The sequence below is a fragment of the Gemmatimonadota bacterium genome, from assembly GCA_041390105.1.
Taxonomy (GTDB): domain Bacteria; phylum Gemmatimonadota; class Gemmatimonadetes; order Longimicrobiales; family Gaopeijiaceae; genus JAGQIF01.
This window is the reverse complement of the sequence record JAWKQO010000004.1, coordinates 200,229-224,211: the sequence shown is the minus strand read 5'-3', so window position 1 is coordinate 224,211 and position 23,983 is coordinate 200,229. Positions and strand designations below refer to the sequence as shown.

General features: G+C 69.5%; 18 protein-coding genes. 13 read left to right on the top strand and 5 right to left on the bottom strand.

The genetic code is table 11. From position 1 onward, the window contains the following. The first annotated feature begins 17 nt into the window (after positions 1-17). Positions 18-2,549, top strand: coding sequence for an ABC transporter permease (locus R3E10_17620; GenBank protein ID MEZ4417578.1), 2,532 nt, complete (start codon positions 18-20; stop codon positions 2,547-2,549). Beyond that, a complete protein-coding gene (locus R3E10_17615; protein ID MEZ4417577.1) occupies positions 2,546-3,709 on the top strand; it encodes a lipocalin-like domain-containing protein in 1,164 nt (387 codons plus the stop codon). The genes R3E10_17620 and R3E10_17615 overlap by 4 nt, the downstream gene beginning before the upstream one ends. Here R3E10_17615 and R3E10_17610 read toward each other — a convergent pair. After that, positions 3,675-4,496 (bottom strand): helical backbone metal receptor, encoded by an 822-nt coding sequence (locus tag R3E10_17610; protein ID MEZ4417576.1) that lies wholly within the window; start codon positions 4,494-4,496, stop codon positions 3,675-3,677. The two genes, R3E10_17615 and R3E10_17610, sit on opposite strands and share 35 nt — an antisense overlap. A 79-nt stretch (positions 4,497-4,575) precedes the next feature. Here R3E10_17610 and R3E10_17605 point away from each other — a divergent pair, with 79 nt between their 5' ends. The 5 genes from R3E10_17605 (at position 4,576) to R3E10_17585 (ending at position 11,163) form a co-directional block, all read left to right on the top strand. Then, on the top strand, positions 4,576-5,157 hold the full coding sequence (locus tag R3E10_17605) for a thioredoxin family protein (protein ID MEZ4417575.1): 582 nt from the start codon (positions 4,576-4,578) through the stop codon (positions 5,155-5,157). A 177-nt stretch (positions 5,158-5,334) separates the two neighbouring features. Then, on the top strand, positions 5,335-6,210 hold the full coding sequence (locus R3E10_17600; GenBank protein MEZ4417574.1) for a cytochrome c: 876 nt from the start codon (positions 5,335-5,337) through the stop codon (positions 6,208-6,210). A 568-nt stretch (positions 6,211-6,778) separates the two neighbouring features. Beyond that, positions 6,779-8,524, top strand: coding sequence for a HAMP domain-containing sensor histidine kinase (locus tag R3E10_17595; GenBank protein ID MEZ4417573.1), 1,746 nt, complete (start codon positions 6,779-6,781; stop codon positions 8,522-8,524). Further along, on the top strand, positions 8,521-9,870 hold the full coding sequence (locus tag R3E10_17590; protein MEZ4417572.1) for a sigma-54 dependent transcriptional regulator: 1,350 nt from the start codon (positions 8,521-8,523) through the stop codon (positions 9,868-9,870). Before R3E10_17595 ends, R3E10_17590 begins: the two co-directional genes overlap by 4 nt. A gap of 30 nt (positions 9,871-9,900) precedes the next feature. Beyond that, positions 9,901-11,163, top strand: coding sequence for a serine hydrolase (locus R3E10_17585; GenBank protein MEZ4417571.1), 1,263 nt, complete (start codon positions 9,901-9,903; stop codon positions 11,161-11,163). A gap of 31 nt (positions 11,164-11,194) precedes the next feature. On the opposite strand, the gene R3E10_17580 is transcribed toward R3E10_17585, so the two are convergent. Both R3E10_17580 and R3E10_17575 read right to left on the bottom strand, forming a co-directional pair. Next, positions 11,195-11,869 (bottom strand): M50 family metallopeptidase, encoded by a 675-nt coding sequence (locus R3E10_17580; GenBank protein ID MEZ4417570.1) that lies wholly within the window; start codon positions 11,867-11,869, stop codon positions 11,195-11,197. 151 nt (positions 11,870-12,020) lie between these two features. Next, positions 12,021-13,247, bottom strand: a complete 1,227-nt coding sequence (locus R3E10_17575; protein MEZ4417569.1) for a peptidylprolyl isomerase — start codon at positions 13,245-13,247, stop codon at positions 12,021-12,023. A 341-nt stretch (positions 13,248-13,588) separates the two neighbouring features. On the opposite strand from R3E10_17575, the gene R3E10_17570 reads away from it, so the two are divergent. Both R3E10_17570 and R3E10_17565 read left to right on the top strand, forming a co-directional pair. Beyond that, positions 13,589-14,722, top strand: a complete 1,134-nt coding sequence (locus R3E10_17570; GenBank protein ID MEZ4417568.1) for a TRAP transporter substrate-binding protein — start codon at positions 13,589-13,591, stop codon at positions 14,720-14,722. Positions 14,723-14,737: 15 nt separating this feature from the next. Then, positions 14,738-15,472: a hypothetical protein gene (locus R3E10_17565; GenBank protein MEZ4417567.1), complete on the top strand. Its 735-nt coding sequence runs from the start codon at positions 14,738-14,740 to the stop codon at positions 15,470-15,472. On the opposite strand, the gene R3E10_17560 is transcribed toward R3E10_17565, so the two are convergent. Both R3E10_17560 and R3E10_17555 read right to left on the bottom strand, forming a co-directional pair. Beyond that, positions 15,462-16,784 (bottom strand): TRAP transporter large permease subunit, encoded by a 1,323-nt coding sequence (locus R3E10_17560; protein ID MEZ4417566.1) that lies wholly within the window; start codon positions 16,782-16,784, stop codon positions 15,462-15,464. The genes R3E10_17565 and R3E10_17560 overlap by 11 nt on opposite strands. Then, positions 16,781-17,326: a TRAP transporter small permease subunit gene (locus tag R3E10_17555; protein ID MEZ4417565.1), complete on the bottom strand. Its 546-nt coding sequence runs from the start codon at positions 17,324-17,326 to the stop codon at positions 16,781-16,783. The genes R3E10_17560 and R3E10_17555 overlap by 4 nt, the downstream gene beginning before the upstream one ends. Positions 17,327-17,430: 104 nt before the next feature. On the opposite strand from R3E10_17555, the gene R3E10_17550 reads away from it, so the two are divergent. Genes R3E10_17550 through R3E10_17535 form a run of 4 tightly spaced genes read left to right on the top strand, consistent with a single transcriptional unit; the run spans position 17,431 to position 23,906 of the window. Continuing rightward, complete coding sequence (locus tag R3E10_17550) at positions 17,431-19,473, top strand: hypothetical protein (GenBank protein ID MEZ4417564.1); 2,043 nt, start codon at positions 17,431-17,433, stop codon at positions 19,471-19,473. Between the two features lie 58 nt (positions 19,474-19,531). Next, positions 19,532-19,849, top strand: a complete 318-nt coding sequence (locus R3E10_17545; protein ID MEZ4417563.1) for a helix-turn-helix transcriptional regulator — start codon at positions 19,532-19,534, stop codon at positions 19,847-19,849. Next, positions 19,846-21,762, top strand: coding sequence for a sialidase family protein (locus tag R3E10_17540; GenBank protein MEZ4417562.1), 1,917 nt, complete (start codon positions 19,846-19,848; stop codon positions 21,760-21,762). The genes R3E10_17545 and R3E10_17540 overlap by 4 nt, the downstream gene beginning before the upstream one ends. A gap of 53 nt (positions 21,763-21,815) precedes the next feature. Next, on the top strand, positions 21,816-23,906 hold the full coding sequence (locus R3E10_17535) for a prolyl oligopeptidase family serine peptidase (protein ID MEZ4417561.1): 2,091 nt from the start codon (positions 21,816-21,818) through the stop codon (positions 23,904-23,906). The last annotated feature ends 77 nt before the right edge of the window (positions 23,907-23,983 follow it).

Here is a 23,983-nt window from a genome sequence, read left to right as displayed (position 1 = left end):
CAGGCGCCAACGTTCCGATGCGGATCCTGACTCGTGCCTCCACGCGCTACCTCCGGCGCCACCCGGGGCAACTTCTGCTTGCCGTGGTGGGTGTGGCGCTGGGGGTGGCGGTTACACTGTCCATCGATCTTGCCATCGAGAGCTCGCGGGCGGCGTTCCGCGCGTCCACCGAGACCGTGGCGGGCCGGACCACCCACACCGTTCTGGGCGGCGCCGTGGGTCTGCCCGACACGGTTTTCGCGTCGGTGCGTCGAGCCGTCGGCGCGACGCGGGCCGCGCCGCTGGTCGAAATCTATGTGAGCGCCGATCGCCTCCCGGGTCGGCCCCTGCGTGTGCTCGGTATCGATCCCCTCTCGGAAGCGCCCTTCCGCGGATTCACGGCGTCGGCGGACGACGGGACATCGGCTCCGCTGCTGGGGCGGGCGCTGGCACTCTCCGGAGACGCGGCGCGCGAGGCCGGCGTAGGGGTCGGCGATCCGCTGGAGGTCCGTGCCCCCGGCGGGTCGTTCTCGATGGAGGTGGTGCGCACCTTCCAAGCCGAAGGCGAGCTCGCCCGCGAGGCCACACGGGATGTGATCGTGGTGGACATCGCTGCGGCGCAGGCGCTGGCCGGCACGGTCGGGCTCTCGCGCATCGACTTGATCCTGCCCGAGGGGCCACAAGGCGAGAGCATGTTGGAGGATCTGCGAGCGGTCCTCCCCCGGGACGCAGTGGTCGAGACCACGGGCGCCCGGGCACAGACCCTCTCCGAGATGACGCGCGCCTTCGATCTGAACCTGACCGCGCTCAGCCTCCTGGCGTTGCTCTTCGGGATGTTCCTCATCTACAACACCATGACGTTCTCCGTTGTGCAGCGGCGCGACCTGATCGGTGCGCTGCGGGCCTTGGGAGTTACGCGTCGTGAGGTGTGGCGGCTCATGTTGACCGAGTCGTTGGCGGTGGGCATGGTGGGCTCGGCGTTGGGGGTGGGGTTGGGAACGCTCCTCGGTCGGGGGCTGGTGCGTCTGGTGACGCGGACCATCAACGATCTCTATGTGGTCGTCGCGGCCGATGGCCTGTCGGTGCCTCCCGCGCTCCTGCTCAAGGCGTCGCTGCTCGGGGTGCTGGCCACGCTGTTGGCCGCGTTGCCCCCGGTGCGCGAGGCGTCGTCGGCGACGCCTCGCATCGCAGTGCTGCGTTCCGAGTTGGAGGGGAGAGCAAGACGATTCGTCGGCCGGAGCGCCGGGGCTGGCATTGCGTGCCTGGCGCTGGGAGGCGCGCTGTTGCTGCCGCGCTGGGCCTCCCTCCTTCCGAGCTTTGCCGGGCTGTTCGGCGTCGTGATGGGCTTCGCGCTGGTGGCGCCCTGGGGTGCCACGCTCCTGGTGGAGGGATTGAAGCGGCCGCTGGCCTGGGCGGCTGGACCGATCGGTCGGCTGGCGGCCGGCGGTGTCACCGGCTCGCTGAGTCGCACCGCGCCCGCCATCGCGGCGCTGGTGGTTGCCGTATCCGTGACGGTGGGACTGGGCGTCATGATCGCGAGCTTTCGCGACACCGTGGCGCGCTGGTTGGACCAGACCCTGCAAGCAGACGTCTACATCTCTCCCCCGTCGCCCCTGGCCTCCCGTGCCCAGGGCGCCCTGGATCCTCGGTTCGTCGAGGCCGTGCGGGGCCTGGACGGGCTGGACGCGCTCTCCACCTATCGGGGTCTGGAGTTCGAGAGTGGATATGGGCCGACGAGGTTGGTGGCGCTGGATCTGGCCGTCCCCGGGGAGCGCGCGTTCCGATTCCAGGCGGGGGCGGCCAGCGACGCGTTCGCAGCGTTTCGACGCGGTGGCGCAGTGCTGATCTCCGAGCCCTTCGCCTACCGGCACAGGCTCTCCCGCGGCGATACCGTACGTTTGCCCACACCGGTCGGTGAGCGCGCTTTTCCCGTCGCCGGCGTCTTCTACGAGTATGGCTCGGAGCTCGGGACTGTGATGATGGCCCGTTCCACGTTCGACCGCTTCTGGGAGGACGAGCGCGTCACTTCCCTGGGCCTCTACGGCGCAGCGGGTATCCCCGTTGACGATCTGGTGGCGGGCGTCCGTGCGTTGGCCGGGGCGGACGGGGCAGTGGTGCGCAGCAACCGCACCTTGCGCGAGGCTTCGCTCGAGGTGTTCGATCGCACGTTCGCCGTCACTGCAGTGCTGCGGCTGCTGGCGCTGGCGGTTGCCTTCATCGGCGTGCTCGGCGCGCTACTCGCCCTTGAGCTGGAACGCGCTCGCGAGCACGCGGTCCTGCGGGCGCAGGGCGTGACACCTGGTGGGCTTTGGGGCCTGGTGACCCTGGAGACAGCGCTGGTGGGAATGGTCGCCGGCATCTTGGCCTTGCCCGCTGGCCTGACCCTGGCCCGCATCATGATCGACGTGATCAACAAGCGCTCGTTCGGATGGACACTGCAGACCTACGTTCCCGCCTCCGTGCTGGCGCAGGCGGTGGGGTTGGCGTTGGTGGGCGCACTGCTGGCCGGCGTCATCCCGTCGTGGCGCATGGCGCGTACCTCGCCCGCCGCAGCCCTCCGCAACGAATGAACACACGCGCTCTCGCCTGCGCGGCGCTCCTGCTGCCGGGTGCCTGCGGGCCGCAAGCCGAGAGGCAGACCCGCTCCTTGGACCCCGCGGCGAGCCTGGCCGGCGTCCCCGACAGCGGCTTTGCACGGGCCACCGAGCTACGACCCTTCGTGTTTCCCGAGGACCACGGTCCGCACCCCCAGTTCCGCACGGAGTGGTGGTATGTGACGGCGAATCTGGAGGGCGAGTCCGGCGCCGAATACGGCGTGCAGTTCACCGTGTTCCGCTCTGCATTGGCCCCACCCGGCGCAGTGGTGGCGTTGCCCGGTCCGACCTCACCATGGGAGACGCGGCAGGCCTACATGGCCCACTTCGCCGTAGGCGACGTCCAGGGCGCTCGCTTCTTCTCCTTCGAGCGGTTTGCGCGGGGAGCAGCGGGTATCGCGGGAGCGCGCTCGGAGCCTCAGTTCCGCGTGTGGGTCGACGCTTGGGAGATTCGCTCCCTGGAGGCCACGCGCGCGGGCGCGGAAGGTATCTTCCCGCTCCGGCTCGCCGCAGCGGACTCGACCGTGTCCGTGGACCTGGTGCTCGAAGCCGGTCGCGGGTTGGTCGCGCAGGGCGAGGGGGGGCTCAGCCCCAAGGGCGACGAGCCAGGCCAGGCGTCCTACTACTACTCGTTTCCGCGCATGCCGCTGAGCGGTCAGATCCGGACCGCGCGAGGTACGGAGGCGGTCACCGGCGTCGCGTGGATGGACCGTGAGTGGAGCACCAGCGTGCTCAGCGAAGACCAGGAAGGGTGGGACTGGTTCGCCCTTCACTTGCCCGACGGTCGTGACCTGATGCTTTTCGAGCTGCGCTCCCGTGTCGGGGCGCCGCGCGTCGACGGGACCCTGGTTGGCCCGGACGGAACGGCCCGGCGTGTGGACTCGGGCCAGGTCGCGGTCGAGGTCCTGGACCGTTGGACCAGTGCGGTGGACGGCTCCATCTACCCGTCAGGATGGCGCATCCGCCTCGCGGAGGAGGATGTGGACGTGACCGTGATTCCCCTCCTCGACGATCAGGAGCTGGTTCACACCTTCCGCTACTGGGAAGGAGCGGTGCGGGTCACGGACGGCGCCGGGTCGGAGGGGCGCGGCTACGTCGAGCTCACGGGGTACGCGGGCCGCGCGCTCCAGCGCTGACCACGGAGCCCACGATCGCACGAAGGGCGCGCACGCCCTCGACAAGCCGCGGTCCGGGGCGGCCCAGATAGGCCTCGGGGATGCAGTGGACCTGCCCCTGCACGACCGCGGGGACCGCCCTGAAGACCGGATTCGCCTTCACGACCTCGGGGCGGTACTTGGCGGGCTCCACCCCGCACCAGGACAGCACGATGGCGTCGGGGGCCTGGCGTGCCACCTCCTCGTCCGTCATCGGCCGACTCTTGAGATCCTCGTCGTCCAGCACGCCCTGTCCGCCCGCAGCGTGAAGGATGTCCGTGGCCCAGCTCTCTCGCCCGGGAGCGATGACGGGTTTGGGCCACCACTGGACGAGCACCCGAGGGGCGTCGGCGGCGGGCGTCGGCACCGGTCCGATCTCGTCCTGCATGCGTCGAACCACCGCCTCCCCGCGACGGGGAACGTCCAGCGCGGCGGCGATGTCGCGGATGTCGCGGTAGACGTCGTCCAGCGACTCGGGGTCGGGTGCCAGGAAGGGCACGCCGGCGGCCTCCAGTCCTTCGATCACGGTCTCGTGCCCGGGCACGGTGAGCGTAGCCAGCACGAGGTCGGGTTGAAGCCGACACACGGCTCCGATGTCGATCTCGAGGTCCTGGCCCAGGCGGGGGAGGCCGGAGACCACGTCGGGCGGGAAGTCGGAGTTGGAGTCGACGCCGACGAGACGATCCAGGCAGCCGAGCGCCCACAGGATCTCTGTATTGGAGCAGGCCAGGGAGACGATGCGCATGGGCGCGATGGTTCGAACGGGCACGTGAGGCCGGTCGTCGTGTACCGGTGCCACAAGGCGTACCGAGGCGACGCCTGGATGATCCATGTGAGGGGAGAGAGTCGTGGTCCGCACACCTTCGACCATGGTGCCGCTGGGACGGCCAGCGCCCGACTTCGCACTTCCCGACGTCCGCGGCCGCACGGTCTCGTTGGCGGACTTCGAAGCGGCGCCGGCGCTGTTGGTCGCGTTCTGGTGCAATCACTGTCCCTTCGTGAAGCATCTGCGGGACGCGTTCGTGCGCTTTGCCGCCGAGTACGGGCCCAAGGGACTCGCGGTCGTGGCCATCAACAGCAACGACACAGAGGCGGTGCCGGCCGATGCGCCCGATCGGATGGCAGAGGAGGCGCGAGCGCACGGCTTCGGTTTTCCCTACCTGTTCGACGCGACACAGGCGGTGGCCAAGGCCTTTCAGGCAGCGTGCACACCTGACTTCTTCCTCTTCGACGGCGAGCGACGTCTCGTCTATCGCGGACAGTTCGACGACAGCAGACCGAGCCTCGACCTGCCGGTCACGGGGGTCGACCTCAGGGTCGCCGTGGACGCGGTCCTCGACGGGCGGACTCCTGCTGCCGAGCAGCGCCCTTCGCTCGGATGCAACATCAAGTGGAAGCCAGGTGAGGCGCCGAGCTGGTTCGGCGTCTGAGCTTCGGGGGTTCGCGGTCGGGGGCCCTCCGCCTTGGGGCAGGCTTCGGTAGACGCGGATACCCTGGGCGGCCTCCTGCGGGAGGCTTGTCATGACGCCTGCAGTGTCCTACCTATGCCCTTTCCGGCCCGGCGTGCCCCTGGCCGCCCAGGCCTCACCCCCTTTCGGAGCCTTGGAATGAAGCTCGCTTTCAAGCTCGTGGGAGCGTTGCTCCTGCTCGTGGTGTTGATCGCTGCAGGAGCCATCGGCCTCGGTACGACCCGCTTCCAGGCGTCCATCGGAGCGCCGTCACATACGCCTGCCACGAGCGCCGACTCCGCAGGGGTCGCCGAAGGACGTCGCCTGGTGCAGGCGTATGCCTGCCGGGAGTGCCACGGGAGCGATCTGGCGGGGACGGATTTCATCGTCGGGATGCCCTTCATGGACCTGCCCGCTCCGAACTTGACTGGTGGAACGTTCACGCCCGAGCAGCTGGAGCGGGCCATCCGGCATGGCATCGGGGCGGACGGGCGTCCGCTGGTGGTGATGCCGTCGCGCGCCTTCGCCCATCTCTCCGATGAGGAGATCGATGCGATCACTTCGTACCTGGTCAGTGTGCCCCGCCAGGAGCGCACCCTGATCGAACGCAGCATCGGGCCGATCGGGCGTGTGGTGGCGGCCACTGCCGCGGACAAGCTGTTCGAGTATCGGGGCATCGACCAGGAGGTCGCGCACCCCGCTTCGCCCCCGTCGGCGGAGTTCGGTGCGTACCTGGTCCAGCTCTGTGCGTTCTGTCACGGGCCCGACCTGGGCGGAAAGGTGGTCGAGACCGGCCCCGCACCGCACTGGGCGCCCAACCTGACGCCCGATCCCGCCACCGGGCTCGGTCAGTGGTCCTTGGATCAGTTCCGTACCGCGTTCCAAGGGGGTACGCGCCCGGACGGCCGGAGCCTCGACTCGCAGCTCATGCCCTGGACGGCGTTCGGCGCGTTCAATGAGCGCGAGAGCGAGGCCATGTGGAACTACCTGCGCTCGCTCGCGCCCGTGGAGCGTCCGGTTCCGTCGGAGTTCTGAGGGCCGCCGCCCACACGCCTCTGGCGGGTGGACCGACGCGAGCGGCGTCGGCCGGCCGCTGGAAACGAACGAGGCGCCGTCGGCCGATGCCGACGGCGCCTCTGACTGCCCCACCCGGCGCGATCACCACGCCGTCGGAACAGACGTGATCGTTAGCTCTCGTGCGGAGCGGCGATCACTTGCCCGTGCCGGATGTGGGCAGTGTACATGGACTAGACAAGGGATCACCTCCTTATTAAGGGGAAACATCGGGCCGAACACCAGCGGGCTTGCCTGACCCGCGGTCCGCGGAGCCGAGCCACTGAGGCCCTGTTCCTGCGACCCAGATCCGTAGAGGATCACCGCGAAGCTACGGTCCGGACCCGGTGGAGGCAACGTTCCGTGGAACGTTTCCTGCGCCCGCGCGCTTCGAGTCAGGAACGCTCGGGCCCGCGTCGCAGCGGCCGAAAGGGCCCGCCACAACGGGAGTCTCTCCCCAGGTGGGCGGGCGGCCCGCAGGGTGCTGGAGTCGAGAGTGGGGCGCGCGGTGTGCGACCCGGTCGAGTGACGTTGGAGTGAGGATGCCAAGGTGACATTGGGTCGGGCCCTGATCGGGCTCGTGGTGGCGGTGCTGCTGGCCGGCTCGGTGCCCGTGGGGCTGGCACTCGACCATCGCCTCGCGGCCGCGCTCGAGGAGAAGGCCGCGGAGGATCTCTCGCTGGCACCGCGGGTGCTGGCCGATCGCTTCGACGCCTCCGCGAGCATGCAGATGATGCACGCCAAGGATGTCGCACAGTCCCCGGCCGTGATCGAGGCGCTACTCAAAGACGATGCCGAGGCCGCCCGCGCAGCGGTTGAGGAGGCCCCGCGGGGCCTCCTGGAGACGCCGGTGCTGGTCGACGCCCAGGGTGTGAGCCGAATGGGTCCCCGCCCCAGCGACGCGCTGCTGGAGGCGACGCGCAGCGGGGCCATGCCGGTGGTGCTGTTGGCGGAGGAAGGTGTCGTGCGCGTGCTGGCCATCGCGCCGATCGAGTCCGACGGCCGTTGGCTGGGCGCGGCCGGAGTCGTCAGCGCCCTTGACGATACCGAAGCGGCCACCCTGGCTGGCCTGACCCGCTCCGATGTCGTGGTGCTCGGGCCTCGGGATGTCCCTGTGGCCAGTACGCTGTCGGGGGAAGCTCTGTCCGCCCTGGTTGCAGCGGCGCGTGATCTTCCCGACAGTCAGGCCACGCGGGTCGTGGCGGCGGGCCGGCGTTGGCTGGCCGCGCGCGGGACCCTCAGCGAAGGCACCGCGTCCATCCTCTTCGCGCGCGATCTCGACCGTGAGCTGGCCGTGGTGCCGGACCTGCGTCGGGTGGCGTTGGTCAGCATGGGTCTGGCCTTGGGCTTCGCGTTGCTGCTGGGAACCCTGGTGGCCGGCCGGCTCGCCCGACCGGTGCGCGCCCTCGCTACGGCTGCGGACCGTTTCGCCGCGGGGGACCTGGGTGCGCCCCTGGAGCGCTCCGGCGTGAGCGAGGTGCTGCACGTCGCTGATGCCTTCGACGTCATGCGGCAGCGCCTGGCGGCCCGCATGCGGGAGCTGGAGGAGGCGAACCACGCTCTGGAGGATCGGCAGGAGCGACTGGCGCTTCTGCAGTCGGAGGTCCTCCAGCGCGACCGGCTCTCCGCCGCCGGCCGGCTGCTCACGCAACTTGCGCACGAGATCCGGAACCCGGTGGCTTCGGTGCGGAACTGTCTCGAGCTCCTGCGGCGGCGTGTGCGGGACGACGCGGAGGCACGCGAAGTGGCGGACCTGGCCATCGACGAGCTCCTGCGCATGCACGAGCTGGCGGAGCAGATGATGGACTTGAACCGCCCCCGCGGTCTGGGAGCCACCGAGTGCGACCCGATGGAAGTGGCTCGGCAGGTGGCGGCGCTCGCACAGGTCGGTGCCGACGACGCGCTCCAGATCCGCCTCGAAGGGAGCACACGCGCCCGCGCTGCCATCGCGCCCGAAGCGCTCAAGCAGGTCCTGGTCAACCTGGTGCAGAACGGTCGGGAGGCGATGGGGGAGGGCGGAGTGCTGGACGTGCGCATCGAGGAGCGTGGAGACCGCATCCTGATCACGGTGCTGGATACGGGTCCGGGGATCGACGAGACCGAGCTTCCCCGCATCTTCGACCCCTTCTTCACCACCAAGACCAGCGTACAGGGCGTGGGCCTGGGGCTCTTCACGGCGGAGGGCCTCGTGCGCGGCGCCGGGGGCCGACTCACGGCGGCCAACCGCGATGACGCGCACGGCGCGCGTTTCGAGATCGAGCTGCAAGCGGTGCCGGCCACGGTGGCGGCTTCGTGAGCGCGGGACGCCTCCTCCTGGTCGATGACGATCGCGCCTTCCGGATCTCGACGGCCGCCCTCCTTCGCGAAGAGGGCTACGAGGTCGTGGGCGCGGCGACGGGCGCGGAGGGGGTGGAGGCGCTCAAGGCCGGGCGCTTCGATCTGTTGTTGCTCGACCTGCGCATGCCCGGGCTCGACGGTATCCGCATCGTGGAGGCACTGCGCACCTGGGGTGAAGGCATTCCTATTCTCATGATCAGCGGATACGGGACGGTCGAGGCGGCCGTCGAAGCCCTGCACGCGGGGGCCGACGACTTCCTCACCAAGCCCGTGGAGCCCGACGTGCTGAGTGCACGCGTGGCCCAGCTTCTGGAGCGACGTCCCGGGACGGCCTCGGGGGCCGAGGCGGAGCGGCCGCTGGTCGGGCGCTCTCCAGCGATCGCCGAGGTGCTACGGCAGATCGAGCAGGTCGCGCCCACGGAAGCCACGGTGTTGGTGACGGGCGAGACCGGCACCGGCAAGGAGTTGGTGGCGCGGGCCATCCACGCGGCGTCCGTGCGTCGGAGTGGTGCGTTCATCGCGGTCAACTGTGCGGCGCTGGCCGAGGGCGTGCTGGAATCCGAACTGTTCGGTCACGTGCGCGGCGCATTCACCGGTGCGGTGAAGGACAAGGTCGGGCTGTTCCAGGCCGCGGACCGAGGCACGCTGCTTCTCGACGAGATCGGCGATGTGAGTCCGGGCCTGCAACAGCGCCTGCTGCGGGTGCTCCAGGAACGGGAGGTGACGCGGGTCGGCGACGTGCGGCCGCAGCGCGTGGACGTCCGGGTCGTGGCTGCCACCCGCCGGGATCTGCGGGAGGAGATGGAGGCCGGACGCTTCCGTGACGATCTCTTCTATCGGTTGAACGTGTTCCGCATCGCGCTACCGCCTCTGCGTGAGCGGGCCGAGGATGTGCCCCTGCTGGCCGAACACCGATTGAGCGAACTCTCGGCTCTGGCAGGACGCGCTCGGCCGGCCGGAGAGGCGCTGCTGTCGCCGCTGGCGATGCGCATGCTGCGCGCCTATCACTGGCCGGGCAATGTGCGCGAGCTCTTCTCCGCGATCGAGAGCGCCTGGATCCGCTCGGGTGGAGCGCGCATCGAGGGCCAGCACCTCCCCGAAGAGGTGCGGGAAGCGGCGGGTGGTGCACCGGGTTCGCTGGGCCGCTACCGCGCACCCGAGACCCAGCCGGACGAGCGCGAAGCGATCCGCCGGGCCCTGGCCGAAGCGGACGGCGTGCGTGCCAAGGCAGCCGAGCTGCTGGGCATGGGCCGCACCACCCTGTGGCGGAAGATGAAGGAGCTGGGCCTCGAGGAGGCGGAGTAGCGTGCCTCCTCCGACGCGCTATCATCTCGCATGGTCTCGCTCGTTCTCGCACTGTCGCTGAGTCTGGCGCACCGCCAGCTGGAGCTACCGCACACTCCGCTTCCCGTCGCAGCGCTCGTGCGGGCGGACTCCGTCGTTCGGGATTGGGTGGGGCAAGGGCCTGTTCCAGGTGCCGTGCTGCTGGTCGAGCAGGACGGCCGCGTGCTCCTGCAACGTGCCTACGGCGTGGCGCGGTCCTTGGAGTACGATGCGGGGGAGTACGGAGCAGCGGCGGCGGGGGTTCGGCGTGGCAACGCCCTTCGCCACCTCGCGGAGCCGATGCCGATGACTGTCGCCACTCGCTTCGATCTGGCGTCCGTGACGAAGGTGATGGCCACGACCTTCGCCGTGATGATCCTCGTGGACGAAGGCACGCTCGACCTGGAGCGGCCGGTCGTGACCTGGCTGCCCGACTTCAGGGGGGAGGGTCGCGAGCGGATCACCGTCGAGCATCTGTTGACCCATCGCTCCGGGTTGCCGCAGTGGCTTCCCGTCTACTACCACGCTTCCGACCCGGAGGGTGCCTGGGCCTTCGTGCGTGGCGTGCCGCTGGCATGGGCGGTGGGCGAAGGGCGCCACTACTCGGACCTGGGGTTCATGGTCCTGGGCAGACTCGTCGAGCAGGTGAGTGGCCAGCCCCTGGACGCTTTCCTGCGCGAGCGGCTGGCCCGTCCATTGGGGTTGAGGTCGACCGGGTTCCGGCCGCGCGGCACGTCGGCGGAGGCGGGCGTGGCATCGACGTCGCATGGGAACCCCTACGAGCATCGCATGGTGCACGACTCCACCTTCGGGTATCGCATCGAGGGAGACCCCGACGCGTGGGACGACTGGAGAACGTACACACTGACCGGAGAAGTGAACGACGGAAACGCCTGGCATGCCTGGGGCGGCGTCGCCGGTCACGCCGGGTTGTTCTCCACCGCCGCGGATCTGGGTTCTCTGCTGCAGCTCCTGCTCGATGGCGGGCTACGTCGCGGCCGTCGCCTGATCTCGCAGGCCACCGTGCGCCGCTTCCTCGACCCGATCGTCGATGGCCAGGCGCTCGGATGGCAGGTGCCCGCGTATGCTCCGGCCGGCAGTTTCACGCACAGCGGATTCACTGGAACCTGGGTGTTGGGGGTGCCGGAGCGCGGGCTCGGCGTGGTTCTCCTCACCAATCGACAGCATGGAGGAGTGACCGCAGAGGGCGTCTACCCGGACGTTGGACCCCTGCAGAGGTCGGTCGCCGACGCGTTGCTGGCCGGCGGGCGCTGAGCGGAGCCGCGCAGAGGCCCGACGGGCGGGGTCAGTGCCGCGCGGCCCGCCGGTAGGCCCAGCGAATCAGGATGGCGCTGAACAGGAACGCCAAGGCGATCCAGAGTGCGCCCCAGGCCATGGTGGGCACCCCGGTGAGCTCCGCCAGCATATGCGCATCGGACGGCGCTCCCGGCCGGTCGATCACATCGCTCTTGATGTCGAGGATGGCGTAGAGACAGCTGGTGAGCCCCAGCGTCGTCAGGGCGATGCGACTGGCCAGCGCCGGCAGGAAACGGGCGACGGCCAGCAGGGCGAACCCGGCCGCCAGGCCGTAGACGACGCCGAACGTGGAACGGATCAGGAGTGCGGTCGCACCCAGGACCACCAAGGCGACCCCTCCGAGCGCGGGTCGAAGGCCTCGCTTCAACTCCAGGCCCGCCATCAGCAAGAGCCCTCCCAGAAGGAGGCTCCCCAGATAGCCGGCCGAAAGGATGAGGAAGCGGGAGCCCCCGGCCGAGACGGTGGCCCCTCCTTGGAGCGCATCCAGCGTGATGTGCCGTACGCTCCCTCCGGTCGCGACGGTCGCCAGGGCGTGGCTGAGCTCGTGCAACAGGACGACGAAGATCTTCACCGGGTAGATGACCGGTGACTCCCAGAACATCCAGATCAGTCCGAAATAGACGGCGAAGGCCGCAACGAACCCCAGGGCACCCGACCGCTTCACGGGTGCCCTCCGGAGGGGCCCGTGGCCGGGCAGCCGGATGGTCTGGGCGGAGGGTGTGCCGATCTGGACATACCGGGTCCTACGCGCCCGGCCCCGGGTCGGTTTCGGCAGGGAGGCTCCGCGCGCTGTGCCCCAGCCACCCGGCCCCGGCTCACGCCTCGCTCCCCCAGGTCACCGGGTGGGCGCTCCTGAGCAGCGCCGAAAACCGTCCGACCTCGCGCCGCGCGATCTCGGCACTCTGGCCGGTCGCCCCGAGCGCAGCCAGCGCGGCCGCCTTCAGCGCCTCCGGCTCCCGCACTTGTGGGAGCTTGAAGATCGTGGCCCACCCCTCCAGCGCCCGCCGCGCCTCCACCACCGGGGCCGGCTCCCCGCCAGGCGTGCCCAGGGTCCTTCGGGCCGCTTCGTCCGCCATGAAGCGAAGGCGGGCGCCCTCGCGCAGGGCGGCGCGAACGGCGTCGGGGTCGAGTGCGGCGGGGGCCGGCGCATCGGGCTCGGCGCTCCTGGCCAGGAGGTAGGAGCGTAGCTCCGCGACGGTGAAGACGTCCTGGTTCCAGTGGGCCAACGCGGTCTCCGGCTCTGCCGCCGACCAGTCGGCCAGCGCCTCCTCTTCCACCTCGATCTCGGCCGCCAGGCGCGCCACCCAGGCCTCGGCCGAGTCCGAAGGGAGCCCGGAGGCGATGCGCACCACCGCCCGGTCGCGGGCTTCCGCGAAAGGGACGATGCGGCGGGCCTCCAGCTTCAGCACATGGAAGCCGTATTCGGTCTCCACCACCGGGCTGATCCCCCCGGGGGCGAGGGAGCGGGCGGCCTGCCAGAACTCCGCGACCCAGTCGCCCTCCCGTCCTGGCCGCAGCAGTCCTCCGCGGTCGGCGGCGCCAGGCTCCTCGGACAGCTCTGCGGCAAGCCCGGCGAAGTCCTCTCCGGCGCGGGCTCGCTGCAGCGCCGCCTCTGCCTGGGCCCGTGCGGGCGCGCGCTCGTCGGGGGGCAGGCGCCGGTCGGACAGGAAGACCACGTGGCGGACTTCCAGCTCGAGCTCCGGATCGACGAGGTACAGCTCGCGGAGCGCGGTCTCACCCAGGGAGCGCGCTCCCACCACGAGTTCGGCTTCGAGGCGGGAGGCGGCTGCGCGCCGGGCGGCCCACGTCCGCACCGGCCCCAGGGACGGCGGGTCTGCCTCCAGCCGGTCGAGGGCCAGGGCGCTGATGTCGGCGAGGATTTCGCGGCGGGAGCGCGTCAGACCCAGCAACTCGCCTTCGGAGTAGCTGAGCTCACCGACGATCAGGGCGGGCGGATCCTCGCCTCCACAACCGGAGAGCAGGAGGAGTAGCGACAGGGTGCTGCGCCACGGGCGGCGGGGAGAGCGGTCGGCTGGGCTCATGGGCCTATGCTCGCCGGACCACTCGCGCGAGGACAAGGGGTGGAAAAGGATTTGGGGAGCCGCAGCACCCCCGCACTGCGGACTCCCCTCCATCCTCGCGAGGAGAGATGGGATCGCGCGCCCGAAGGCGGAGGCCCCGTCCTGGCGACCCCGGGTCCCGTACTGGCGACCCCGCTCACGGTGCCTATAGACCACCCCTGGATGGGAAAGTCACATGGGCGCCCGGTTGCCCCAGGCCCGCCCGAGGCGCAGACTGCTCGGTTCCGCCACGGAAGGGATCCTAGTCGCCCGCCAGCCGGGTGCAGGCCCCAGGTCGTCGACACAACGCATAGGACTCGAGCATGAGTGAGAAGTCGGAGAGGGTCGGGCGCAGAGCGTTCCTGGAGAAGGCCGGGTCGGCCGCGGTGGGCGGCGGGCTTCTGGCCGCCTGCGGGGCCGGGGAGAGTGGAGAAGGCGGCGCCCCCGCCGTGCAGACGAGTCCTCGAGTCCAGTGGCGCATGGCGTCGGCGTTCCCCCGTGGGCTGGACGCGATCTTCGGGGCCGCGGAGCGCTTGGCCGCGGAGGTGGAACGGATGTCCGGTGGGCGCTTCACCATCCGGGTCTATCCGGCCGGGGAGCTGGTTCCGGCCCTCGAGGTCATGGACGCGGTGCAGAACGGTTCTGTCCAATGCGGCCACGCGCCGAGCTACTACTTCCAGGGGAAGAACCCCGTCCTGTCGTTCGACACCTGCGTGCCGTTTGGTCTCACTCCCCGGCAGCAGCTCGCCTGGCTGTTACAGGGCGGCGGGATGGAGTTGATGCGTCCGCTGTTCTCCGATTTCGGCATCATCAACTTCGTGGCCGGGAACACGAGTTGTCAGATGGGGGGCTGGTTCCGCCGCGAGATCAACACCGTCGGCGATCTCAACGGCCTCAAGATGCGGATTCCTGGCCTCGGCGGCGAAGTGCTGAGCCGACTGGGGACGACGGTGCAGGTGCTGGCGGCGGGCGACATCTTCCCGGCACTGGAGCGCGGCGCCATCGACGCCACCGAGTGGGTGGGCCCCTATGACGACGAGAAGCTCGGGCTCCAGGATGCTGCCACCTACTACTACTACCCCGGTTGGTGGGAGCCCGGCCCCTCGATGACGGCGCTCGTGAATCAACAGGCGTGGGACCAGTTGCCCTCGGAGTATCAGGCCATCTTCGAGAACGCGTGCTACACGGCCACCGCGCAGATGCTGAACACCTTCGATGCGCGCAATCCGGAGGCGCTACGCCGGTTGGTTGCCGGTGGTACGCAACTGCGCCGCTTCTCCACCGAGATTCTGACAGCGGCGCAGAGCGCCACCAACGAGATGTTGGAGGAGGCTGCGTCCGCGGACGCGACCTACCGCAGGGTCTACGACCAGTGGAAGACCTTCCGGGATTCTTCCTTCGGTTGGTTCAGCACCAACGAGAAGGCCTACCAGGACTTCATCTACTCGAATCTGTAGGCTGCCGGTAGCGCCATGGACCCGAACGAGCGCTTTACGGACGACGAGATCCGGCTGATCCTGGCGCGCGCGGCGGAGCGGCAGGAGCAAACGGGCCACGGTCGCGCCCTGGCTCGCACCGGTTTGACGCTGTCTGATCTCGAGGCGGTGGCGTCCGAGGCCGGGATCGATCCGGAGCACGTTACGGCGGCCGCTCGCGAACTGCAGTTGCGGAGGGAGCAGGGTCTCCCGGCGCCGGTGTCGAGCAATCCCGACGAGCTGGCGCACGTCCGCGTCTTTTCGGGGCCGGTCGATGACGAGCTCTGGGGGCACATCGTCGGCGAGCTGCGCTCCACATTTGGCGTTGCCGGCGCTACCTCCCAGTTCGGTCGGATTCGAGAATGGGCCACCACCACGGACAAGAACGACAGCGGGGGACGGCCGGCCATCCGGGTTCGGGTGGAGCCCGACGGGGAGGGCACTTCCATTACAATCCGCCAGAGCTTGAAGTCGATGCGTCAGCTGCCAACGGTGCTCGGCGGCATCTTCGGTGGATTCGCGGTCGTGTTCGCGGTCCTCATCGGCCTGGGTGCCTTCGAGCCCGGCGCTGCCGTGCTACCCGCGGTGTTCGGAGGCGCGAGCATCCTTTCCTGGATCGGGGCGCGCCTGGCCTACCGCGGTACGCTCGCCAAGTCCGAAGACCAGTTCCGCAGAGTCCTGGACGCGGCGGAGCTGGTCGCCCTCAAATCGGGACCCGCCCCTACTGAATGAGCCCGGTGACCAAGCCGGGGAACAGGATGATCAGCAGCAGTCCGATCACCTGGATCCCGATGAACGGGATCACGGAGCGGTAGAGGTCGCGCGTCGTCACCTCGGGAGGGGCCACCCCGCGTAGGTAGAAGAGCGCGAACCCGAACGGCGGCGTCAGGAACGACGTCTGCAGGTTCATCCCGATCATCACCCCGAACCACACCAGGTCGATGCCCAGGAGCTGTGCGGCCGGCGCGACCAGTGGGATGATGATGAAGGCGATCTCGAAGAAGTCGAGGAAGAAGCCGAGCAGGAAGATCACCAAGTTGGCGATGATGAGCAGGCCCACCTTCCCGCCGGGCAGGTTCGTGAGCATCTCTTCGATCCAGAGATCTCCGTTGAGCCCCCGGAAGACCAGCGCAAAGAGCGTGGAGCCGATCAACAGGAAGATCACCATCACCGTCAGGAGCGCGGTCTCGCGGGCGCTGTCCCAAAGGACCTTTCGACTCAGGCGCTTGCGTCCCGCAGCCAACAGGATGGCGCCGACGCTGCCCAGCGCTCCCGCTTCGGTAGGAGTGGCGATGCCGAGGAAGATGCTTCCCAGCACCACCAGGATCAGTGCGAGGGGCGGGAACAGCACCGTGACGACGTCCCTGGCGAGACGGGCTCCACCCTTGGGCCGCATCTCCTCGGGAAGCGCTGGGGCCGCTGCGGGCTTGACGATGGCGATGACCACGACGTAGAGCGCATACAGACCGGCCAGGGTCAACCCGGGAATCAGGCCGCCGAGAAAGAGGTCGCCCACCGAGACGCCCAGCTGGTCGGCCAGGACCACCAGCACGATCGACGGCGGGATGATCTGGCCCAGCGTTCCGGAAGCCAGAATGACCCCGGCGGACAGCTTCTTGTCGTAGCCGTACTTGAGCATCACCGGCAGCGAGATGCTCCCCATGGCCACCACCGACGCACCGACCACGCCGGTTGCGGCGGCGAGCAGCGCTCCCACGATGACCACGCCGAGCGCCAGACCCCCGCGCAGCGCCCCGAACAGCCGGCCGATGGTGGTGAGCAGATCTTCCGCCAGCTTGGCCTTCTCCAGGATGAGCCCCATGAAGATGAAGTAGGGCACCGCCAGGAGCACGTAGTTCGACATGATGCCGAACACGCGTTGCGGCATGGCGTTGAAGAGGTGCCAATCGAAGTGGCCCATCTCCACGCCGATGGCCGCGAAGAGCAGCGAGGTGCCGCCCAGCGCGAACGCGACGGGATATCCCAGGAAGATGACCAGGAACACCGCCACGAACATGAGCGGTGCCAGCAACTCCATGCTCATTCAGCGGCCTCCGCTTCCCCGTCGGTCTGCTCCCCGCGCTGGGTGAACAGCTTGATCGCTTCGCTGAGACCTTGCAGCAGCAGCAGCACGAAGCAGAGCGGGATGATCGCTTTCAGAGGATAGCGTGGCAGCCCGCCCGGGTCGGGAGACATCTCGCGGGTCGTCCAGGAGTTCTGGACGTAGGCCAGGGATGTCCAGAGCACGAACACGGAGAAGGGGATGAGCAGGAGGAACGTGCCGATGAGGTTGACCCGTCGTTGGCCACGCCGAGTCAGCGCCGAGTAGAACACGTCCACGCGAACGTGGGAGTCCTTCCGAAGGGTCCAGCCCGCGCCCAGCAGGAAGATGAGGCTGAACAAGTACCACTGCAGCTCCAGGTAGACGTTGGAGCTGAGGTTGAGGCCGATGAAGCGACCGAGGTAGCGAACGATGGCGTTGTAGGAGCCGAACCCCACCATTCCCAGGATGAGGATCGTTGCCACGGCACCCCAGAGATCGGAGAACCGATCGATCGCCAGGGACAACAGCTTCAACGGCTTCATTGCATCTCCGGATCGGGGACGGCCCGAAAGTACGGAGGGGGGCGGTGGTTGGCGAGCCGCTCCAGCGGTAGCTTGGCGGCCATGCCGAGCAAAGGGGGAACGCCTTGAGGACCCTGCGCCGCCTGCTGGGCGCCGCCCTCGCGGTGTTGACCGTAGTGCCGTTGTTCCGCCTGCTGGCGGGTCGGCCAACGGGCCCCTGGGGTGAGGCGACGATCCGACAGGCGGAAACCAGCCTGGCGGTTGCCGGCTGGGGCATCGTGTTGGCCGTGCTCCTGGGGATCGTGGCCGCAACGGTTGCGCGCGGCCTGGCTCGCCGGCGGAGCGAGGCCCTGCACGTGTTCTTTCGGCGCTTCCGCGGCGCCGTGCTCGCGGTGCCGGGGCGGGGCCTCTTGATCGGTGCAGCGATCGTGGCCGCGTTGGCGGCTGGCTGGGTCTCGCGCGTTCTGCTTCAGGGGTTGCTCACCAACATCGACGAGATGGCGATGTGGGTGCATGCGCGCTACTTCGCGGCGGGCAGCGTGGGCGGATGGGTGGGCAGCGGGGCGGCGCATTGGCTGATCCCCAACACGCTGCTTCTCGACGGGGTTTGGCTCTCGCAGTATCCGCCCGGTCACGTGGCACTTCTGGCTCTCGCGCACCGCCTGGGCGTGCCGCACCTGCTCGGACCGGCCCTGGCGGCGCTCATCGCGGGCGCATCCGCCGCCGCGTTCCTGCGGCTGCTTCCCGACAGGGCGCTGGTAGCGCGGGCCGCGGTGGTCGTTGTGGCGCTCTCGCCGATGCTGGCGGTCTTCGGCGCCGGGACGATGAGTCACCTCTCCGCGCTCGCCTTCGCGGCGGTGGCGGTGTGGGCGGCCCTGCGCGCGCGGGATGGCACCGCCTCGTGGGCCCTGCTCGCGGGAGCATCCGTGGGGCTCTCGGTACTGAGTCGTCCCTGGTCCGGGCTCACGCTCGCCGCCTTGCCGGTGTGGGTCTGGGTGGAGGCGCGTGCGCGCCTCCACCCTCCAGGGGTGGCACGCCGCGTTGCCCTGTGGGCTCTCGGTGGACTGCCTTTCGCCGTGACCCTCGCGTGGTACAATCACCGGCTCTTCGGCGCGGTGACACGCCTGGGCTACGAGGTGTCGTATGGAGCCGGTCACCGCTTGGGATTCCACGTAGATCCCTGGGGCTATCCCTATGGGCCTCTGGAGGCGCTCGGCTACACCTCGGCCGATCTGGTGGCGTTCGGGTTGCAGCTGATGGAGTCACCGATCCCGCTCACGGTGGTGGGCGCGCTTTTCCTGTTGCTGGCCTCGCGACTGACCTCGGGGGAGCGCGTGCTCGCTGCGTGGGCGCTGCTGCCATTGCTGGGCGCTTTCCTGTATTGGTTCCACCAACCGCGGATGCTGTTCGAGTCGATCCCAGGATGGGTGGGCCTGGGCGTGCTCGGTGCGGCGTGGTGGATGCGCGAAACGTCGGGGCGCCCACGGACCGTGGCGCTCGCGACCCTGGGCGCGAGTATTGTGCTGGGACTGTTCGTCTTCGCACCGCAGCGCGTGGCCCGCTACCAATGGAGCGCGGAGACGCTGGCGCGGATCCGCGTCCCCGAGTTCCCCGACTCGCGACCCGCGCTGGTCTTCGTGCACGCGAGTTGGAACGAGCGCTTGAGCGCGCGTCTGCAAGCAGCGGGAATGCGGGCGGACTCCCTGAATCCGGTCCTGCGTCGCAACGACGCCTGTGATGTCGAGACCCATGCGGGCGCTCGGGAAGCGGGACAGCCCTCGCCCAGACCACTGGATCGATCCGTCGCGCCCGGGGGACCGCCCACGCTGGAGCGCGTGGAGACGGGACCCTCCCTCGGGGCCTTGGTGGATCGCACTCGAGCCTGGACGCCGGAGTGCGTGCGGAATGCCCGGGCGGACCGCTTCGGAGCGGTTGCCTTGGCACCCCTGCTGTGGCAGGGGGATCTGCCGGGCCTGGGCGAGGAGCGAGGCGTGATGTTCGCGCGTGACCTGGGGCCGGAGGGGAACGCTGCGCTCCTCGCGGGTCACCCGGGACGCGTCGCCTACGTCTTCGCGCCCGTCGAGGCCGGAGGCCCCCCCGTGCTGTCAGGCTACGCGGCGGGGATGGACCTCCTGTGGGGTGCACCTGCGGAGGCGCCGCGCCCCTGAGCGCAACGCGAGGCGTGGGACCTTGACCCGCATCTATATATTTCCAATAATGAAAGATATGAACGAACTCGAAGCCGCCGTTCTGGCGGCGGTGTCCCAGCTGGAACCCGATGCCTACGGCGTGTTGGTGCGCGAGCGCGTCGGGGAGATGCTACACGCGGAGGCGCCGAGCACGGGTTCGGTCCATCGCGCGTTGACGAAGCTCGCGCGCGCTCGCCTCCTCCGGGCCCAGATGGGTGAGCCCACCGCTGTGCGAGGAGGGCGCGCGAAGCGGCTCTATCAGGTCACCGCTGCCGGTCGAGCCGCGCTCGAAACGGAACGTCAGCGGGCCGTACGCCGGGCCGCGGCCCTCTCTCCGCGTTGGAGACCAGCATGAGTGGCATCGGCTGGCGAAGGTGGGTGGCCCTTCTGGTGCCGCGCGACGAGCTGGGAGAGGCGCTCCTGGGCGACTGGGAGGAGACCCGCGCCCTTTGGTTGGCGCGGCATGGGCGCCTCCGATCCGAACTCCTGTTTCTTGCAGATATACTGCGTTCTATACCGGGACTTCTGTGGTCCGCGTGTGCCGAGCGGGGTTGGAAGGCAGCACTGCGACGCTCGCTCCCTGCTGTATTCGCCGGGTGTGTCCTTGCGCTCGCGCCGCTGGGGGTCGGTGGTGCCTCGATCGCCCCTACGCTGCTGCGGCAGGTTGGAATCGGCGTCAGCGCGGCGTTCCTCGCGGTCGGTGCGGGCTGGGCCGCGTCGCGCGTGGCGGGGGCCGCTCCCCGGTTGCACGCTCTCGCCGCGGGAGCCTTGGCGGCCACGGCGGCCATGATCGCTGCCGCGCGGGGAGATGGAGGCGCGCTCCACGGAATCCCGGCTGCGCTTCTTCTGGGGACCTCGCTCGGGGGGGTCGTCCACGCGGCTCGGGCTCCACAGCGTGGGAGGGGCGAGGTCAGGATTCCCAGCGCGGTGCATGCTGCGGCGCTTACCGCGCTCCTCGTGGGCAGCACGCTGACGGGCTGCACTGCGACAGCCGAGTTGGACAGCGATCCCGTTCAACGGGTCTTCCTGTCGGGGGACGCGGATGACTGGGAGCCTTCGTTGGCTGTGGGACCCGAGGGTGGGGTGGTCGTTGTCGCCGGGCGACACGTTCCCGCCGGCGACCCTGGTCGGGGCCCGATGGGCGGTTCGGATATCGTCACCTGGTTCGCCCCGCGAGCGGACGGTGCCTTCCTTCAGGAGCGCGTGCTGAGCCCGGGAGGGGGTGACGAACGCATCGCTCTGACGATCGACGGGACCTTCCTCGCCACCTGGATCGCGGTGCAGTGGCGAGAGGACGGGACCATCGACCCGGAACGGAGCGGGCTCGAGCTGGCGCGCTCCACCGACCATGGGGAGGGTTGGTCACGCCAGATGGTGGCGAATGTCGCCAGCGGCGTGGCGGACAAGCCGGAGCTCGCCACTTCCCCAGATGGGGATACGATCCACATCGCCTTCATGGGACCAGGGACGCTGGATGTCGTCACCTCCGACGATGGTGGCGAGACCTGGTTGCGATCGGTGGCAGACTCCGGACGGGCAGGGCATTGGCCGTCCGGCATCGCACGCTCCGCGTCGGGTGCGCTTCATGTGGCCGATGTTCGCCAGCAGCCGAGCGAGAACGACTCTGTGCTGAGCGTTGCCGTGAGTCTGCTGCGCTCGAACGATGGCGGGCGATCGTTCACGATCCGACGCTTGACGGAGGCGACGCGCAGCGCGCGTCCCGACCGCTGCGTCCACGGTCCCGCCTGCCCGGTTCAGATCCCGTTCGCGAGTGTTGCTGTGGACCGGGAAGGCGGCGTCTTCGTGGCGTACACGAGCGGCCAGGCGGGGGCTCCCTACACACTCCACTGGCTTGCCAGCAGCGACGATGGCAACACGTGGAGCGAGGTCCAGATGCTACCGAGCGCGCCGCGCGCGGCAGGGGACGGTCCGGCCGACGTCTACTATCCCATGGTCGCGGCGGGACCCGCCGGCGAGCTCTATCTGGTGTGGTTCGATGACCGCGCCGGTCCCCTGGGAGTATTCGCCCGCCGCTCGATGGACCGGGGGCTGAGTTGGAGTGAAGCGGTGCGGCTCTCACCCTCAGAAGGACTCCGGGGCATCTACGGAGAGTACGGCGGCGCTGCTGTGGACGAGTCGGGGGTGCTCCACGTCACCTGGGCGGACGGGCAGGGCCATGTGGGGGCGCCTGGAGCGAGTGGCGGAACCTGGTACGCACGCTGGGACGGGCGGGCACCTGACGCAACGGGCCCGGACCGCGTACCCTAGGAGAACGGTCCTCCGCGAGGGACTGCTGCCCCGCTCAACGAAGGAGACATCCCATGCGCCCGCACCGCCTCGGGTCGACACTCGGCGTATTGGCCCTGCTCGTGCCCGGCGGCGTCCGGGCTCAGGGCCCTTCGCTGGCCGACCTGATGTCCACGCCCTTCCCCTCCGGCCTGGTGGCGTCTCCGGCCGGGGGGGCGTTCGCCTGGGTCCAGAACGATCGGGGGGTTCGCAACATCTGGGTGGCGGAAGCGCCCGACTACACGGGTCGGCAGCTGACGACCTACGCGCAGGACGATGGTCAGGAAGTGTCGGGCCTGACCTTCACGCCGGACGGCGGGACGTTGCTGTTCGTGCGCGGGGGCGCTCCCAACCGAGCGGGCGAGATCCCCAATCCCACCTCGGATCCGGAATGGCCCGAGCGTGGCATCCACGCGCTGGCGGTCTCGGGTGGTGAGCCGACCATTCTCGCCAAGGGAAGTGGCGCCGTCGTCTCGCCGAACGGTGAGGTGGTCGCGTACGTCGATCGCGGCCAGGTGTGGACGGTCCCGTTGACGGGTGGCGACGCCAAACAACTGCTACAGATCCGGGGCTCGGCCTCCTCCCTGCGCTTCTCCCCGGATGGAGGGCACCTGGCCCTGGTGAGCCGCCGGGGCGATCACTCCTTCGTGGGCGTGGTCACGCTCGACACGAGGGAGATCACCTACCTCGATCCGTCGGTCGATCAGGATGGCGACCCCACGTGGTCTCCCGACGGTACGCGTCTGGCGTTCACACGTTCGCCCAACGTCCGCGACGCCCTGCCCTTCGAGCCGCGGCGTACCGGTCACCCCTGGTCCATCCGCGTGCACGACGTCCGGAGTGGGCAGACCCAGGTGGCGTTCACGGCGGACCCTGGGTACGGAAGCGTCTTCCAGGGGCTTGCCTCTCCCGACCAGATCCTGTGGGCCGCCGGCGACGTGTTGGTCTTTCCCTGGGAGAAGAGCGGGTGGATCAATCTCTACGCCGTGCCGGCCGCCGGCGGTGTTGCGCGTGCGTTGGCCTCCGGCGACTTCGAGGTCGAGAACGCCACTTTGAGCCCGGACGGCAGCCAGGTGCTGGTTGCCTCCAACCGCGACGACATCGACCGGCGCCACCTGTGGCGCATCACTGTGGCGAGCGGCCGCGCCGAGGCGCTCACGTCGGGCAGTTCCATCGAGTGGGAGTCGGTGAGCGACGGGGAGCGGGTGGCGTTCCTGGCCTCGGGCCCGCGCACGCCTGCGCACGCGCGCATCCTGGAGGGAACTGGGTCTCGTGCGCTGGTGGGGGACGCGCTGGCGGGCTTCCCGTCCGAGCAATTGGTCGAGCCCGAGCAGGTCGCCTTCCCGGCGGCGGACGGGATGATGATCCACGCACAGCTGTTCCGCCCGCGCGACGTCCGGCCCGGTGAGCGGCGCCCGGCGGTGGTGTTCTTCCACGGCGGCTCCCGCCGCCAGATGCTGCTCGGCTTCCACTACCGGGACTACTACCACAATGCCTACGCGCTGAACCAGTTCCTGGTCGGGCAAGGGTACGTGGTGCTGGCGGTCAACTACCGGAGCGGCATCGGCTACGGTCTGGAGTTCCGGGAAGCCCTCGACTATGGGGCCCGCGGCGCGAGCGAGTTCAACGACGTCCTCGGCGCCGGGCTCTATCTGAGGGGGCGCGCAGACGTGGACCCGGCGCGCATCGGCCTGTGGGGCGGCTCCTATGGTGGCTATTTGACTGCGCTGGGTCTGGCGCGCGCCTCCGATCTGTTCGCGTCCGGCGTGGATCTGCACGGCGTGCACGACTGGAACGTCGTGGTCAAGAACTTCGTGCCCTCTTACAACGCCGAAGCGCGCGAGGAATGGTCGCGCCTGGCGTACGAGTCCTCGCCCATGGCACACCTGGACGGCTGGCGCTCGCCGGTCCTGGTCATCCACGGAGACGATGATCGCAACGTTCCGTTCAGCGAGAGCGTCGATCTCGTCGAATCGCTGCGGGATCGCGGCATCGAGGCGGAGCAGCTGATCTTTCCGGACGAGGTGCACGGCTTCCTGCTGCACAAGAACTGGCTGGCCGCCTACGAGGCCACCAGTCGCTTCCTGGACCGCACGCTGCGCAGCCGGCAGGTGTCCAGCCGCTGATCCGCCAGCGGGGCCTCGTTCCGCGCTGGATCGTCATCGGGTGACGGGGGGCAGGGCGCGGTGTGCCGCGCCCCGGT